Raw genomic sequence first — 13,960 nt, forward strand, 5'->3', positions numbered from 1 at the left:
ATTTTTTGACCGCACGTCGGCTCGCGGCACTTCTCATCGACGCTTTGCATAACGAAAGGTAGCTGAAAGCTTCCGCGATTAGGATCGCCTCCACTACCGGCAACAGACCGGTTGGCCAACGAGCGCGTTGCACGCCTCCTGGCCCAATTAACAACAACAATTTGGTGATTCTGATGTCCGTTCCTACCCGCCTTTTCGCCCCGCTTCCTCCAGCACGTCCCGCGCTTCCCGTTCTGCGCTGATCCCATCCGGTTCGCCATTCCCTAGCCGCGCTACGCCTGGAGTATTCCCATGCTGACTTTCCTTGGCTTTGCCATGGTCATCACCTTCATGTTCCTGATCATGACCAAGCGCCTGTCCGCGCTGATCGCCCTGATCATCATCCCGATCCTGTTCGCCCTGTTCGGCGGCTTTGCGCCGAAGATCGGCCCGATGATGCTCGAAGGCATCACCAAGCTGGCGCCGACCGGCGTGATGCTGATGTTCGCCATCCTGTATTTCGCCCTGATGATCGACTCCGGCCTGTTCGACCCGGCCGTGCGCAAGATCCTCAAGCTGGTCAAGGGCGACCCGCTCAAGGTCTCGGTCGGTACCGCGGTGCTGGCGCTGGTGGTGTCCCTGGATGGCGACGGCGCGACCACCTACATGATCTGCGTGGCGGCCATGCTGCCGCTGTACAGCCGCATCGGCATGAGCCCGCGGATCATGGCCGGCCTGATCATCCTGGCCGGCGGCGTGATGAACATGACCCCCTGGGGCGGCCCGACCGCCCGTGCAGCCAGCGCGCTGCATGTCGACCCGTCGGACATCTTCGTACCGATGATCCCGGCGATGGCCGCGGGCGTGGTGGCGATCCTGGTCATCGCCTATTTCTACGGCAAGCGCGAGCGTGCGCGCCTGGGCGAACTGCACCTGGTGGGCGATGAGATCGATCACAGCGAAATCAGCGTTTCGCAGTTCCCGGATGCCCGTCGTCCGAAACTGATCTGGTTCAACGGCCTGCTGACCCTGGCCTTGATGTGCACCCTGATCGCCGGCCTGCTCCCGCTGCCCGTGCTGTTCATGGTGGCATTCAGTATTGCCATGATCGTCAACTACCCTTGCCTGCAAATGCAGAAGGATCGCGTCTCGGCTCACGCCGGCAGCGTGCTGTCAGTGGTCAGCCTGATTTTCGCGGCCGGTATCTTCACCGGTATCCTGAGCGGCACCGGCATGGTCGACGCCATGTCCAAAAGCCTGCTGGCAGTGATTCCGGACTTCCTCGGCCCGTACCTGGCGGTGATCACGGCGCTGGTGAGCATGCCGTTCACCTTCTTCATGTCGAACGACGCGTTCTACTACGGCGTGTTGCCAGTGCTCTCCGAAGCGGCCAGCCATTACGGCATCACCGCCGTGGAAATGGCGCGTGCCTCGATCGTCGGTCAGCCCGTCCACTTGCTGAGCCCGCTGGTGCCGTCGACTTACCTGTTGGTGGCACTGGCCGGTATCGAGTTCGGCGATCACCAGCGCTTCACCCTCAAGTGGGCAGTGCTGGTCTGCCTGTGCATACTGGTTGCAGCATTGTTGCTGGGGACTTTCCCACTGTTCAGCACGTTGTAACCGGATCAAACTACTGCGCCACCAGCCGATTGCTGGCGGCGCGGTTTAACATTCGCTCAAAGGAATACACATGGAATGGCTGACTAACCCGGAAATCTGGGTTGCCTTCTTTACCCTGACCGCCCTGGAAATCGTCCTGGGTATCGACAACATCATCATGATCTCGATCCTGGTCAGCCGCATGCCCAAGCACATGCAGGCCCGGACCCGGATTTTCGGCCTGGCGCTGGCCATGATCACGCGGATCCTCCTGCTGCTGTCGATCACCTGGGTCATGCGCCTGACCGCGGACCTGTTCGTGGTGTTCGGCCAGGGTATTTCCGGGCGTGACCTGATCCTGTTCTTCGGTGGCCTGTTCCTGCTCTGGAAGAGCTCCCAAGAGATGTACCACGCCCTGGAAGGCGAGGACGAAACCGCCGAAGAGCCCAGCGGCAAGGGCGGCAACTTCCTCTACACCATCATCCAGATCGCCATCATCGACATCGTGTTCTCCCTGGACTCGGTGATTACCGCCGTCGGCATGGTTTCCCACGTGCCAGTCATGGTCGCGGCGATCGTCGTCGCGGTGCTGGTGATGATGCTGGCTGCCGGCACCATCAGCGAGTTCATCGACAAGCACCCGTCGCTGAAAATGCTCGCGCTGTCGTTCCTGCTGGTGGTCGGTACCGTGCTGATCGCCGAGGCGTTCGAAGTGCATGTGCCAAAAGGCTACGTCTACTTCGCCATGGCCTTCTCGCTGGCAGTGGAGGCGGTCAACATCAAGATGCGTACCGCCATCGCGAAAAAGAAAAAGCAGCAGGAGCCGGTGAAACTGCGCAAGGACATCCCGGGTCAATAACCCGAGGGCGCAGCAAAAAAGGGGCTTTCGAGCCCCTTTTTCACGCCTGTAAAAAGCCGCCTTATTTATGACGGTTTTGTTTCAATCGGCGTGTCAGCTATGCGATGCTGGCGCACAGACCGTTAGCCAACTACAGCTTAAGTACAGAACGTAGAAAGACGCGCGGCACCGTCAACTTGCCCCTCTGGGGCGCTATTCACCACAGGGGGCCGTCATGCTCACCCTGCTCAATTTGCTGTCCGCCGTGGCCTTGCTGATCTGGGGCACGCACATCGTCCGTACCGGCATCCTGCGGGTCTATGGCTCGAACCTGCGTCACGTTATCGGCCAGAACATGGCCAAGCGCCCACTGGCGTTCGCCGCTGGCATCCTGGTCACCGCCATGGTCCAGAGCAGCAACGCCACGGCGATGCTGGTGACGTCGTTCGTCGGCCAGGGCCTGATGGCGCTGACGCCCGCTCTGGCGACCATGCTGGGCGCCGACGTCGGTACCGCGCTGATGGCCCGGGTGCTGACCTTCGATCTGTCCTGGCTGTCGCCGCTGCTGATCTTTCTCGGGGTGATTTTCTTCCTGTCGCGCAAACAGACCCGGGCCGGCCAGCTTGGGCGGGTGGGTATCGGCCTGGGGCTGATCATCCTGGCGCTGCAACTGATCGTCGAGGCGGCCACGCCCATCACCCACGCCCAGGGGGTGAAAGTGCTGTTCGCCTCGCTGACCGGCGACATCCTGCTCGATGCCCTGATGGGCGCGCTGTTCGCCATGGTTTCCTACTCCAGCCTGGCGGCCGTGCTGCTCACCGCGACCCTGGCCGGTGCCGGGGTGATCAGCCTGCCGGTGGCCATCGGCCTGGTGATCGGCGCCAACATCGGCAGCGGGGTGCTGGCCTTTCTCAGCACCAACATGCAGAACGCCGCTGGCCGCCAGGTAGCGCTGGGCAGCCTGCTGTACAAGCTGATCGGCCTGCTGCTGATCATCCCGGTGCTGGACCCGCTCGCGCAATGGATGGACAGCCTGGACTTCAGCCCGCAGGAAGTGGTGATCGGTTTCCACTTGCTCTACAACACCCTGCGCTGTCTGCTCCTGCTGCCGACGGTCGGGCCAATGGCGAAAATCTGCGCCTGGCTGCTGCCGGAACGCCCGGAAACCAATGGCCGGGCCAAGCCGCGGCATCTCGATCCTACGGCGCTGGCCACCCCTAGCCTGGCCTTGGCCAACGCGGCCCGGGAAACCTTGCGCATCGGTGACCTGATCGAAAACATGCTCGAAGCCATGCTCGATGTGCTGCACGGCAAGCAGACCGCGATCACCCAGGAAATGCGCAGCCTCAGCGACGACGTCGAAGTGCTCTACAGCGCGATCAAGCTCTACCTGGCGCAGATGCCCCGCGAAGACCTCGGCGAGCAGGACAGCCGGCGCTGGGCCGAAATCATCGAGCTGGCGATCAACCTGAAACTGGCCAGCGACCTGATCGAACGCATGCTGCGCAAGGTCCAGCAGCAGAAGACCGCGCAACGTCGCTCGTTCTCCGAAGTCGGCCTGGAGGAACTGGCCAGCCTGCACGCGCAACTGATCGCCAACCTGCGCCTGGGGCTGTCGGTGTTCCTCAGTGCCGACCCGGAAAGCGCCCGGCAGTTGCTGCGGGAAAAACGCCGTTTTCGCGCTCAGGAACGTCGCCTGGCCCATGCCCATGTCAGCCGCCTGCAGCGTAAAATCGTCCAGAGTATCGAGACCAGCTCGCTGCACCTGGAACTGATCGCCGACATGAAACGCTTGAATTCGCTGTTCTGCGGCAGCGCCTACGTGGTGCTGGGCAGCTCCGAAACCGGCGCGCTTGCCGTGGACGATATGGCTGACATCACCCATTCACCCTGAACATCCAGAGTTGCCTGGAGTCTGTTGAACTTACGCGCGCCGTAAGGAAACCTGTTATGCGTTGCCTGTTATTCGCCTGCCTGCTGCTCGGATCAGCCTCCTCGTTTGCCCTGGATCGCTTCCAGGTCGAGGGCTATCTGTTGCCCAACGGTTTGCAACTGCTGCTCAAGCCAGGCACCGAACGCGGCCATGTGGCGATCCGCCTGGTGGTCGGAGTAGGGCTGGACGACTTCGACTGCGCCGACAAGGAACTGCCGCACCTGCTCGAACATTTGCTGTTCAGCGGTATCGACGCCAGCGGCGAGGGTGGGCTGGAAGAACGCATGCAGACACTGGGAGGCGAGTGGAACGCCTACACCAGCAATGCCGATACCACCTTCGTCATCGAAGCCCCGGCGAAAAACCAGCGTAAGGTCCTCGACCTGTTGCTCGCGGTACTGACCCGCACCGAACTCGACGACAGCGCGCTGCAAGCGGCAAAACGGGTGGTCGAGCGTGAAGACGGCGGGCATTACTCGCACCTGCAACGCTGGCTGGACCGCCAGGACCTGGGCCACACGGCCAGCAACCAGCTGGCGGTGGAGCTGGGTCTCAAGTGCGCCGAACGCGCCGAAGTCGGGCACCTGACCCTCGAGCGCTTGAAGCAACTGCGCAAGGACTGGTACGCGCCGAACAACATGACCCTGATCATCGTCGGCGACCTTGACCGCCTGCTGCCCGCCTACCTGGAGCGTACCTTTGGCGAGCTGGAGCCGGTGGAGCCCAGCGAACACCCGGGCCTGCCGGACATTCAACAGACCGCCGCCGCCGAACGCAGCCTGATCCATGGCTGGGTCGGCGACAGCGCCAAGCTGCACTGGCTGTTCCCGGAGCCGACCCTCGAGCGGCAGCACGATGAAACCTTCGACCTGCTCAAGGACTACCTGGACTGGGCGCTGTACCGCAAGCTGCGCCTGCGGCACGAACTGTCGTATGGGCCTTCGAGCGAACGAGAGGTGTTCGGCGGCGTCGGTTTTCTCAGCTTGAACGCCGACCTTGAACGCGCGGACGTGCCCCAGGCCCGACAAGCGATCGAAGACCTCAAGGCGCGACTGCTCAAGGACGGCCTGGATCCGACAACCTTCGCCCGCTTGCAACAGGCGGCCATTGCCCGCCAGGCCTGGGCGGTGCAGGGCAACAGCGCGCTGGCGGACTACTACTGGGGCGCCCTGGGCGGCTACGCGGATGGGCGTTTCAGCGATCCGGCCGAGCGCTTGAAGGCGGTCAGCCTGAAGCAGGCCAACCTGGCCCTGCACGAGCTGTTGACGCAACCCGGTTACCTGCGCATCGAAAAATCGTTGCTGAGCTATGCGGCCCTGAGCGGGCTGATTCTCGCGGCCCTGGCGCTGATGGTCCTGGCGCTGACCGGCTGGCGGATCCATCGCAAACGAAACAGCGGCTGATGCGTCTTTTACCGGGCTAAACCGTTATTCTGTCGGGGATTTTTTTCTAGTGTGAATCGCCGAATGCCGAACCTGACTCTATACCTACAGCGCGTCCTGGAACTCATGAAGCGCTATCCAGGGGTCATTGCGCTGGGCGGCTTCATTTCCGGCGTCGGCAGTTTCATCCTGGTGGACCGCCAACAGGGCCTGGCCACCTGGATCGCGGTGATCATGCTGGTGAGCTGGATCTGGCTGATGCTGGAAAACAGCCTGACCCAGCTGTTCGCCAAGGTCTTCAAACGGGAGATTCCCCAGCCGCTGCTGCGTTATGCAACGCAGATGATTCATCAGGAGAGCCTGTTTTTCGTCCTGCCGTTCTTCTTCATCACCACCGCCTGGAACAGCGGGCAGCTGGTCTTCACCGGCCTGCTGGGGGCCGCGGCGCTGATCTCGATCATCGACCCGCTCTACTACAAGTGGCTGGCGCCGCGGCGCTGGCTGTTTCTCGCCCTGCATACCCTGACGCTGTTCGCCGCCTTGCTGACCGCGCTGCCGATCATCCTGCACCTGACCACCGCGCAAAGTTTCAAGCTGGCCCTGGGTATTGCGATGCTGCTGTCGTTCCCCAGCCTGGCGTCGATCTTCCCGATCCGTAACCTGCGCGGCGTGCTGATGCTGCTGGGCATGACCCTGGCCATCGGCGGCACCGGCTGGCTGCTGCGTTCCTGGGTGCCGCCGGCGACCTTGTGGATCACCGAAGACGCCATCAGCACCCAACTGCAGGACCGCACGCCGGGCAAGAGCCTCAAGGAGGTCAGCGCCAGCGACGTGCGCAGCGCCGGCCTGTATGCCTACACGGCGATCAATGCGCCGCGCGGGCTGGACGAGCGCATCTATCACGTCTGGCAGTTCAACGGCCAAGAGGTCGATCGGGTGGCCCTGGACATCCACGGCGGGCGCAAGGAGGGCTACCGCGCCTGGTCGCACAAACAGAATTTCCCCGGCGATCCGACAGGCAACTGGCAGGTCCGGGTATTGACCGAAGACGGGCAAGTGATCGGCGTGCTGCGCTTCAAGATCACCGGCACGGATCAAAACCCGACACATTAGGACAAGCCACAAGGCCGCCGATCATGCTATTACGTACCCCCTGCGTAACAGCCACACAAGCACGGAGCTTATGACCCAGAGCGCGACGGCCGGCAGTGCCCAACTGGATGCCTCGAGTTCCCCCTCGCGATTGCGCGTCTCGGGGGACTGGACGCTCGCCCATTACACCGAGCTCAAGCACCAGTGCGAAAAGCTCGCCGGGCAGTACGATGGCAATACCCACATTGACCTCAACCAGCTCGGCACCCTGGATACCGCGGGCGCCTCGCTGCTGGTGGAGCTGCTGGGCGCCGAACGCCTCGGCAAATCCGCCGAGCACCCCGACTGCACCCTCTCCGCGGCCGACCGCGCGCTGCTGCAAACCGTCTACTGCTCGCTGACCGACTTCTGCGTACCGATCAAGGAACCGGAAATATCGGTCGGCATCCAGCTGCTGACGCGAATCGGCAAGGCGGTCGATACCGTCTGGCAAGACAGCCTGCAGCTGCTGGGGTTCGTCGGCCTGATCCTCGAGACCCTGGCCCGCGGCCTGCTGCGGCCCAAGCGCTGGCGCATCACGCCGATGGTCGCCCATATCGAGCAGACCGGCCTCGACGCCGCGCCCATCGTCGCCTTGCTGACCTTCCTGGTGGGCGCCGTGGTGGCCTTCCTCGGCGCCACGGTGCTGAAGAGTTTCGGCGCCAGCATCTTTACCGTGGACCTGGTGGCGTTCTCCTTCCTGCGTGAGTTCGGCGTGCTGCTGACCGCGATCCTCATGGCCGGCCGAACCGCCAGCGCCTTCACCGCGCAGATCGGCTCGATGAAGGCCAACGAAGAGATCGACGCGATCCGCACCCTGGGCCTGGACCCAATGGAACTGCTGGTGCTGCCGCGGGTGCTGGCGCTGCTGGTGGCGCTGCCGATGCTGACCTTCCTGGCGATGCTCTCGGGGATCGTCGGCGGCGGGGTGGTCTGTGCATTGTCGCTGGATATCTCGCCGGCGATGTTCCTGGCCTTGTTGCAGTCGGACATCGGCGTGCAGCACTTCCTGGTGGGCATGGTGAAAGCCCCGATCTTCGCCTTCCTGATCGCCGCCATCGGCTGCCTGGAAGGCTTCAAGGTCAGCGGCAGCGCCGAGTCGGTCGGCGCCCACACCACTTCCAGCGTGGTGCAATCGATCTTCGTGGTGATCGTCCTCGATGCCGTCGCCGCGCTGTTCTTCATGGAGATGAGCTGGTGAGCCGTGCAGTGCGTCCGCCCGCCGAGGCGGTGATCGAAGTCCGTGGCCTGTGCAATCGCTTCGGCCCGCAGAGCGTGCATGAAAACCTCGACCTGGACCTGTACAAGGGCGAGATCCTCGCCGTGGTCGGCGGTTCGGGCAGCGGCAAGTCGGTGCTGCTGCGCAGCATCATCGGCCTGCGCCAGCCCAGCGAAGGTTCGGTGCGGGTGTTCGGCCAGAACCTGCCGAGCCTGTCCGAACATGAGCGCTCGCTGATCGAACGGCGCTTCGGCGTGCTGTTCCAGAAGGGCGCGTTGTTCTCGTCGCTGACTGTGACCGAAAACGTCGCCCTGCCATTGATCGAGCACGCCGGCCTGAGCCGCGCCGACGCCGAACACCTGGCAGCGGTGAAACTGGCGCTGGCCGGGTTGCCGCTGTCGGCGGCCGACAAATACCCGGCCTCGCTGTCCGGCGGCATGATCAAGCGCGCCGCCCTGGCCCGGGCGCTGGCCCTGGACCCGGACATCCTGTTTCTCGACGAACCCACCGCCGGCCTCGACCCGATCGGCGCGGCGGCCTTCGACCAACTGATCCTGACCCTGCGTGACGCCCTGGGCCTGAGCGTGTTCCTGGTCACCCACGACCTGGACACGCTGTACACCATCACCGACCGGGTGGCGGTGCTGGCGCAGAAAAAGGTGCTGGTGGCGGATGCCATCGACAAGGTCGCCGAGACCGACGACGCCTGGATTCACGAATACTTCCATGGCCCTCGCGGCCGCGCGGCGTACCAGGCCGCTACACAGCTCAACGAGGTATGACATGGAAACCCGAGCCCATCATGTATTGATCGGCCTGTTCACCGTGATTGTGGTGGTCGGCGCCCTGCTGTTCGGTCTGTGGCTGGCCAAGTCCAGCGTCGACACCGAGTTCCAGGACTACGAGGTCGTGTTCAACGAGGCCGTCAGCGGCCTGTCCAAAGGCAGTTCCGTGCAGTACAGCGGGATCAAGGTCGGCGATGTGGTCAGCCTGCGCCTGGACCCGAAAGACCCGCGCCGGGTCCTGGCGCGGATCCGCCTGAGCGGCGAAACCCCGATCAAGGAAGACACCCAGGCCAAGCTGACCCTGACCGGCATCACCGGGACCTCGATCATCCAGCTCAGCGGCGGCACTCCGCAAAGCCAGCCGCTCCAGGGCAAGGACGGCAAGCTGCCGCTGATCGTCGCCTCGCCGTCGCCGATCGCCCGCCTGCTGAACAACAGCGACGACCTGATGACCAACGTCAACCTGCTGCTGCACAACGCCAACGGCATGTTCTCGCCCGAAAACGTCGAGCGCATCAGCAACACCCTTGAACACCTGGAGCAGACCACCGGGGCCATCGCCGAACAACGTGGCGACGTGCGCCAAGCCATGCAGCAGCTGGCGTCCATCGGCAAGCAGGCCAGCGCCACCCTGGAGCAGACCACCGCGCTGATGCGTAACGCCAACGGCCTGCTCAACGAGCAGGGCAAGCAGATGTTCGGCAGCGCCGAGCAGGCCATGCAATCGCTGGAACAGAGCAGCGCCACCATCAACAAACTGCTGACCGACAACCAGGACTCGCTGAACAACGGTATCCAGGGCCTCAATGGCCTGGCGCCGGCGGTGCGTGAGCTGCGCGATACCCTGAGTTCGCTGCGGGCCATATCCCGCCGCCTGGAAGCCAACCCCAGCGGCTACTTGCTGGGCAGCGACAAGAACAAGGAGTTCACGCCATGAAGCGTGCCTATCGCCCCTTCGGCTGGCTGGCCCTGGCCGCCGGCTTCGCCTTGAGCGGCGCCTGCTCGATCCTGCCCCAGGCCGACCCGGTGGACATCTACCGCCTGCCCACGACCCAAAACGCCACAGCCAGGCCTTCGGGCCATGCGCAGGCCTGGTCGCTGCGCCTGACCAAGCCCCAGGCGAGCGACGCCTTGAACAGCGCGAGAATCGCCGTGATTCCCCATGGCGATGTGATCAGCAGCTACAAGGACTCGCGCTGGAGCGATCCGGCACCGCTACTGCTGCGCAATCGCCTGCTGGACGCGTTCCTCGCCGACGGCCGGGTGCCGCTGCTGGGCACCGACGACAGCAACGTGCAGACCGACCTGGAGCTGGGCGGCAACCTGCAGGCGTTCCAGAGCGAATACCAGGGCCAGGCCGTGGCGGTGGTGATCCGCCTGGACGCGCGCCTGGTGCGCGGTTACGACCAGAAAATCCTCGCCAGCCAGCGCTTTGAAGTGCGCCAGCCGTTGAGCGACACCCAGGTGCCGGCGGTGGTCGCCGGGTTCGGCCAGGCCGCGGATGCCTTGGGCCGGCAGGTAGTGGAGTGGACAGTGACACAGGGGCAGCGCCTGGTGCCGCCGACCCGAAAACCCTGACCTCTTTCGCGAGCAAGCTCGCTCCTACAAAACGGGGTCCCTGTAGGAGCGAGCTTGCTCGCGATAACGCTCGCGCGTCTTAACCGAAGAACCAGTAGCACACCGCAATCGCCGCCACCACGCCGGCCAGCTCGGCCAGCAGGGCGCAGCCAACGGCGTGGCGCGCGCGCTGGATGCCCACCGAACCGAAGTACACCGCCAGTACATAGAAGGTGGTTTCCGTACTGCCCTGAATCGTCGCCGCGACCAATGCCGGGAAGCTGTCCACGCCCTGGGTCTGCATGGTCTCGATCAGCATCGCTCGCGCCGCGCTGCCGGAGAACGGCTTGACCAGCGCGGTCGGCAGGGCATCGACGAAACGCGTGTCCCAGCCGGCCCATTCCACCAGGTGGCGGATGCCGTCCAGGCCGAAGTCCAGCGCGCCGGACGCCCGCAAGACGCCCACCGCGCACAACATCGCCACCAGATACGGCAGCAGGTTCTTGGCGACGTCGAAACCTTCCTTGGCGCCTTCGACGAAAGCCTCGTAGACCTTGACCTTGCGTAACGCGCCTATCACCAGGAACAGCATGATCAGGCCGAACAGCGTCAGGTTGCCGAGGATCGACGACAGCGACGCCAGCGCGGTGGCCGACAGCGTGGCCAGCAAGGCCATGAAGCCGCCCAGGGCCAGCGCGCCGGGAATCAGGTAGGCCAGCACCACCGGGTCCCACAGGCGCAGGCGCTGCATCACCGCGACCGACAGCAGGCCGACCAGGGTCGAGGCGCTGGTGGCCAGCAGGATCGGCAGGAACACCAGGGTCGGGTCGGCGGCGCCTTGCTGGGCGCGGTACATGAAGATGGTCACCGGCAGCAGGGTCAGCGACGACGCGTTGAGTACCAGGAACAGGATCTGCGCGTTGCTCGCGGTGGTCGCGCTGGGGTTGAGGTCCTGCAGGGCGCGCATGGCCTTGAGGCCGATGGGCGTGGCGGCGTTGTCCAGGCCCAGGCCGTTGGCCGCGAAGTTCAGGGTGATCAGGCCGATGGCCGGGTGCCCTGGCGGCACTTCCGGCATCAGGCGAGTGAACAGCGGGCCCAGCACCTTGGCCAGCCAGTCGACGATCCCGGCCTTTTCGGCGATCCGCAGAAAGCCCAGCCACAGGGTCAGGGTGCCGAACAGCAGCACCATCACTTCCACCGACAGCTTGGCCATGGCGAAGATGCTTTCCACCATCGCCGCGAAGATCCCGGCGTTGCCGCCCACCAGCCACTGCGCCAGCGCTGAAACGGCCGCCACGATGAAGAAGCCAAGCCACAGGCCATTGAGCATCAGTTATTCCCCCCAAAGATGCGGCGAATGATAGCGGGGCGGACAGAAACGACAAACCCCGGATTGACCGGGGTTTGTCGAAGAGCGCCAGTGGCGCTGATCGCGAGCAAGCTCGCTCCTGCAGGCGCTCTATCGTCCTTGTAGGAGCGAGCTTGCTCGCGATAGGCCCGCAGGGCCTCAGTTGTTGGAGGTCTCGCCGGCCGGCAGCGGCTCCTTGCTGCGCCAGTGCGGCAGGGAGTTCCAGTAGCGCTGGCCCTTGGCGTCGTCGTACATGCCTTCCCAACGAGCGATGACCAGTACCGCCAGGGCGTTGCCGATCACGTTCAGGGCGGTACGCGCCATGTCCATGACCCGGTCGACACCGGCGATGAAGGCCAGGCCTTCCAGCGGGATGCCCACGCTGCCCAGGGTCGCCAGCAGCACCACGAAGGACACGCCCGGTACGCCGGCGATGCCTTTGGAGGTGACCATCAGGGTCAGGACCAACAGCAGTTGCTGGCTGATCGACAGGTCGATGCCATACAGCTGGGCGATGAAGATGGCCGCGATGCTCTGGTACAGGGTCGAACCGTCGAGGTTGAACGAGTAGCCGGTCGGGACCACGAAGCTGCAGATGGCCTTCGGCGCGCCGTAGGCTTCCATCTTCTCGATCACCCGCGGCAGCACGGTTTCCGAGCTCGCGGTGGAGTAGGCCAGCACCAGCTCATCCTTGAAGATGCGCATCAGCTTGATCACCGAGAAGCCGAACAGGCGGGCGATCAGGCCCAGCACCACGAACGCGAAGAAGATGATGGCCACGTAAACCAGGATCACCAGCTTGGCCAGCGGTAGCAGGGAGGCGAAACCGAAGTTGGCCACGGTCACCGCGATCAGGGCGAACACGCCGATCGGGGCGTAGTTCATGATCATGTGGGTGACTTTGAACATGCTTTCCGAGACGCCCTGGAACATCTTCACCAGTGGCTCGCGCAGGTCGGCCTGCAGGCTCGACAAACCGAGGCCGAACAACACCGAGAAGAAGATGATCGGCAGCATCTCGCCGCGGGCCATGGCCGCGAAGATGTTCGACGGAATCAGATTGAGGATGGTTTCGATGAACGCGTGTTCATGCTGTACCTCGGCGGCGGTCGCCTGGTACTTGGAGATGTCCACGGTCCCCAGGGTGCTCATGTCGATGCCGGCGCCCGGGTGGAACACGTTGGCCAGCACCAGGCCGACCAGGATCGCGATGGTGGTGACGATCTCGAAATAGATGATGGTCTTGAGGCCAATGCGCCCGAGCTTCTTCGCGTCGCCCACGCCGGCGATACCGACGATCAGCGAGGAGATCACGATCGGGATCACGATCATCTTGATCAAGCGGATAAAGATATCGCCCGCAGGTTGCAGGACGTTGCTGATCCACCAGGCTTTTTCGGCACTGAAATGGTTGAGCAGCGCACCAATTGCAATCCCCAGCACCAGACCGATGAGGATCTGCCAGGCGAGGCTTAGTTTTGCCTTCTTCATATCATTACCCTTACTTCAGTTGGACTCGGGCTGATGCGCGAACTGGAACGCTCAATGGCGGAAAAGTCTGTGCATCGGCCCCCGTATAAGGTCACCCCGAGCGAGCATTTACGGCTCTCTTCAGGCGAAAAAAGGCGCAACTATTCCGACGCAGGGGGAGCACGTCTAATGCCGTAAACGCCTACCCTATGCCGAATCGGCATGAGTTTTTCTAAACAAAACGGGCGTCCCAACCGGTTCGAATGCGACATTTCGGCACGACAAAGTACCGTGAAACGGCCATTTCAGGCGGCACTCAGGGTTTTTGAGTGGGTCGGGGATGACTGTTGAAAGAAGAGAAAGTTCTTACGTTAGAACCAGAAATAACGTCTGAAAAAAGACAAAAGTTTCTCGATGTACGGTCACAAGGAAACACGGTGAAACGCTTCGGCAGGCTTTGCCAAGCCCTTCCCCGGCCATTCACCCCGCGCTGCGCCACGAAGGTTGATGCCGCTCAAGCACGACGCCAGTCACCAAGCCTTGGCGACTGGTGAACTGGCGTCGCCGTTTTTTCCTGACCCGGCCCTCGCGGAGGCACTCCCTGTACCCCTAGGTCACTCCGACCCCGTATCGATCAGAACGTCCCGGCCCCCTGGTCATGCGCTACCCCTCCTCGGGGCGGTGCAACGGAAAGCAAGCCAGGTGGGCGCATGCTTTCC

Annotated in this window: 11 protein-coding genes; 9 read left to right on the plus strand and 2 right to left on the minus strand. The window is 63.5% G+C overall.

The window, feature by feature from the left end:
- Positions 1-291: 291 nt before the first annotated feature.
- The 9 genes from BTN82_RS27395 to BTN82_RS27435 all read left to right on the plus strand — a co-directional run bounded on the left by BTN82_RS27395 (position 292) and on the right by BTN82_RS27435 (position 10,444).
- Positions 292-1,599: a CitMHS family transporter gene (locus BTN82_RS27395; protein ID WP_075122148.1), complete on the plus strand. Its 1,308-nt coding sequence runs from the start codon at positions 292-294 to the stop codon at positions 1,597-1,599.
- Positions 1,600-1,669: 70 nt separating this feature from the next.
- Positions 1,670-2,437, plus strand: coding sequence for a TerC family protein (locus BTN82_RS27400; RefSeq protein ID WP_075122149.1), 768 nt, complete (start codon positions 1,670-1,672; stop codon positions 2,435-2,437).
- Positions 2,438-2,651: 214 nt separating this feature from the next.
- On the plus strand, positions 2,652-4,310 hold the full coding sequence (locus tag BTN82_RS27405; RefSeq protein WP_075122150.1) for a Na/Pi cotransporter family protein: 1,659 nt from the start codon (positions 2,652-2,654) through the stop codon (positions 4,308-4,310).
- A 56-nt stretch (positions 4,311-4,366) separates the two neighbouring features.
- A complete protein-coding gene (locus BTN82_RS27410) occupies positions 4,367-5,752 on the plus strand; it encodes a M16 family metallopeptidase (protein WP_075122151.1) in 1,386 nt (461 codons plus the stop codon).
- Positions 5,753-5,815: 63 nt separating this feature from the next.
- Positions 5,816-6,844: a DUF5924 family protein gene (locus BTN82_RS27415; RefSeq protein ID WP_075122152.1), complete on the plus strand. Its 1,029-nt coding sequence runs from the start codon at positions 5,816-5,818 to the stop codon at positions 6,842-6,844.
- Positions 6,845-6,914: 70 nt separating this feature from the next.
- Positions 6,915-8,063 (plus strand): ABC transporter permease, encoded by a 1,149-nt coding sequence (locus BTN82_RS27420; RefSeq protein ID WP_075122153.1) that lies wholly within the window; start codon positions 6,915-6,917, stop codon positions 8,061-8,063.
- Complete coding sequence (locus BTN82_RS27425; RefSeq protein ID WP_075122154.1) at positions 8,060-8,863, plus strand: ABC transporter ATP-binding protein; 804 nt, start codon at positions 8,060-8,062, stop codon at positions 8,861-8,863. The genes BTN82_RS27420 and BTN82_RS27425 overlap by 4 nt, the downstream gene beginning before the upstream one ends.
- A 1-nt stretch (position 8,864) precedes the next feature.
- The gene (locus tag BTN82_RS27430) at positions 8,865-9,803 is read left to right on the plus strand and encodes an MlaD family protein (RefSeq protein WP_075122155.1); all 939 of its coding nucleotides are present in this window, start codon (positions 8,865-8,867) and stop codon (positions 9,801-9,803) included.
- Positions 9,800-10,444, plus strand: coding sequence for an ABC-type transport auxiliary lipoprotein family protein (locus BTN82_RS27435; RefSeq protein ID WP_075122156.1), 645 nt, complete (start codon positions 9,800-9,802; stop codon positions 10,442-10,444). The genes BTN82_RS27430 and BTN82_RS27435 overlap by 4 nt, the downstream gene beginning before the upstream one ends.
- 79 nt (positions 10,445-10,523) lie before the next feature.
- On the opposite strand, the gene BTN82_RS27440 is transcribed toward BTN82_RS27435, so the two are convergent.
- Positions 10,524-11,753, minus strand: a complete 1,230-nt coding sequence (locus BTN82_RS27440) for a nucleoside recognition domain-containing protein (RefSeq protein WP_075122157.1) — start codon at positions 11,751-11,753, stop codon at positions 10,524-10,526.
- 177 nt (positions 11,754-11,930) lie between these two features.
- Positions 11,931-13,262 (minus strand): glutamate/aspartate:proton symporter GltP, encoded by a 1,332-nt coding sequence (gene gltP / locus BTN82_RS27445; protein ID WP_075122158.1) that lies wholly within the window; start codon positions 13,260-13,262, stop codon positions 11,931-11,933.
- Between the last annotated feature and the right edge of the window lie 698 nt (positions 13,263-13,960).

Origin of the sequence: Pseudomonas chlororaphis (assembly GCF_001921865.1) — a bacterium.
Taxonomy (GTDB): domain Bacteria; phylum Pseudomonadota; class Gammaproteobacteria; order Pseudomonadales; family Pseudomonadaceae; genus Aquipseudomonas; species Aquipseudomonas chlororaphis_D.

Excerpts from the sequence above, each read along its gene's own strand:
- BTN82_RS27410 (WP_075122151.1), top strand. The coding sequence starts at position 4,367 with ATGCGTTGCCTGTTATTCGCCTGCCTGCTGCTCGGATCAGCCTCCTCG.
- BTN82_RS27430 (WP_075122155.1), top strand. The coding sequence starts at position 8,865 with ATGGAAACCCGAGCCCATCATGTATTGATCGGCCTGTTCACCGTGATT.
- BTN82_RS27415 (WP_075122152.1), top strand. The coding sequence starts at position 5,816 with ATGCCGAACCTGACTCTATACCTACAGCGCGTCCTGGAACTCATGAAG.
- BTN82_RS27420 (WP_075122153.1), top strand. The coding sequence starts at position 6,915 with ATGACCCAGAGCGCGACGGCCGGCAGTGCCCAACTGGATGCCTCGAGT.
- BTN82_RS27395 (WP_075122148.1), top strand. The coding sequence starts at position 292 with ATGCTGACTTTCCTTGGCTTTGCCATGGTCATCACCTTCATGTTCCTG.
- BTN82_RS27405 (WP_075122150.1), top strand. The coding sequence starts at position 2,652 with ATGCTCACCCTGCTCAATTTGCTGTCCGCCGTGGCCTTGCTGATCTGG.
- BTN82_RS27435 (WP_075122156.1), top strand. The coding sequence starts at position 9,800 with ATGAAGCGTGCCTATCGCCCCTTCGGCTGGCTGGCCCTGGCCGCCGGC.
- BTN82_RS27440 (WP_075122157.1), bottom strand. The coding sequence starts at position 11,753 with ATGCTCAATGGCCTGTGGCTTGGCTTCTTCATCGTGGCGGCCGTTTCA.
- gltP (WP_075122158.1), bottom strand. The coding sequence starts at position 13,262 with ATGAAGAAGGCAAAACTAAGCCTCGCCTGGCAGATCCTCATCGGTCTG.
- BTN82_RS27400 (WP_075122149.1), top strand. The coding sequence starts at position 1,670 with ATGGAATGGCTGACTAACCCGGAAATCTGGGTTGCCTTCTTTACCCTG.